The sequence below is a fragment of the Streptomyces sp. SID14436 genome (assembly GCF_010548465.1).
Lineage (GTDB): Bacteria > Actinomycetota > Actinomycetes > Streptomycetales > Streptomycetaceae > Streptomyces.
On record NZ_JAAGMD010000111.1, the window covers coordinates 1 to 1,393 of the forward strand.

Annotated in this window: 2 protein-coding genes and 1 pseudogene; all 3 read right to left on the reverse strand. The window is 76.3% G+C overall.

Annotation, left to right across the window (positions count from 1 at the left end):
- Positions 1-128, reverse strand: a pseudogene (locus G3I53_RS33595) (3-ketoacyl-ACP reductase); the annotation flags it as partial.
- 56 nt (positions 129-184) lie between these two features.
- Positions 185-697, reverse strand: a complete 513-nt coding sequence (locus G3I53_RS04175; RefSeq protein WP_164438026.1) for an immunity 21 family protein — start codon at positions 695-697, stop codon at positions 185-187.
- Positions 698-741: 44 nt separating this feature from the next.
- The coding region (locus G3I53_RS04180) for an SbcC/MukB-like Walker B domain-containing protein (protein WP_275406484.1) at positions 742-1,393 on the reverse strand (652 nt) is incomplete at its 5' end.

The following is a 1,393-nucleotide window of genomic DNA, read 5'->3' on the forward strand; positions in this document are numbered from 1 at the left end:
AGGCGCCGGGCCACGGCGCAGCCGATGCCGCCGCGCCGGCTCGCGCCCGTGACCAGGGCGGTGCGGCCGCGCAGCGGCAGGGGGTCGCGGCGCAGTGACTCGGGGGTGGGATGGGGCAGTCGGGGCATGGTTGCCCATGATGGTGGGCGCCCGGTGCCGGCGCACCTTCATTTCCCCCCGCGGGTCAGGTCAGGGGCCGCAGCTGGACCAGGGACAGCCAGGTCTCCGCGCCGGGCCGCACCTGCGCGGCGCGGACCGCGTAGCGGCCGGCCGGCAGGTCGAGCCGGAGGTGGTCGGTGCCGGTGGAGTGGACGCCGGGCCAGGCCGCGTCGAACAGGACGACCGGGCCGGGCACCCGCCACTCCGCCTCGGGCTCCCAGTCGGCCGTGTCCAGCGCCGCGCCGACGCCGGCCAGCAGTTCGGCCTCCGAGTCGGCGGCGAGCCACCGGACCAGCGTGCCGTGTTCGGGCAGGTAGGCGGTGGCGGCGGGCTCGTCACCCAGGACGAGGGCGGTGGTGTCCCCGACGGGGAGGAGTCCGACGGCGCCGTCCACCTCGCAGGCCCGGTCGTAGTCCGAGGCCGCCTCCTCACCGTCGGCGCCCGTCCAGAACGGCAGCACCGTCTCCGGTACCGCGACGAGCGGACCGCCGCCCGATTCCACCCACTGTGCCGTGCCCGGCTCCGCGTGACGCACCATGCGCCGAACCTACAGTCCCCGACTCCGGCCGGTGGCACGGGGGTTCAGTGACCCGCGCGCTGCCGCAGCACGGATCCGGAACGGTCCTTGACGACCTCCAGCTGGGCGTGGATGCGCCGCCGCAGGTCGGCGACGTGGCTGACGATGCCGACGCTGCGGTCGCGTTCCCGCAGCGAGTCCAGGACGTCGAGGACCTCGTCGAGGGTCTGGTCGTCGAGACTGCCGAAGCCCTCGTCGATGAACAGGGTGTCCAGCCGGACCCCGCCCGCCTCGTCGGTGACGACGTCGGCGAGGCCGAGGGCCAGGGCGAGCGAGGCGAAGAACGTCTCGCCGCCGGACAGGGTGGCCGTGTCGCGCTCGCGGCCGGTCCAGGCGTCGACGACGTGCAGGCCGAGGCCGCTGCGGCCGCGCCCGGCGCGGTCGTCGGAGTGGACGAGGGTGTAGCGGCCGGACGACATGCGCAGCAGGCGCACGGTGGCGGCGGCGGCCACCTGTTCCAGGCGGGCGGCGAGCACGTACGACTCCAGCCGCATCTTGCGGTCGTTGTCCGCCGAGGTGCCCGCGGTGAGGGCGGCCAGGCGGGCCACCCGGTCGTACTCCTCGCGCAGCGGGGCGAGCCGGCGGGCGCCCTCGGCGCACCGGGCGGAGAGCCGGTCGAGTTCGGCGCAGCGGCGGGCGGCTGCGTCGCGCGCGGAG

Coding starts and splice junctions, on each gene's coding strand:
- G3I53_RS04175 (WP_164438026.1), bottom strand. CDS start 697: ATGGTGCGTCACGCGGAGCCGGGCACGGCACAGTGGGTGGAATCGGGC.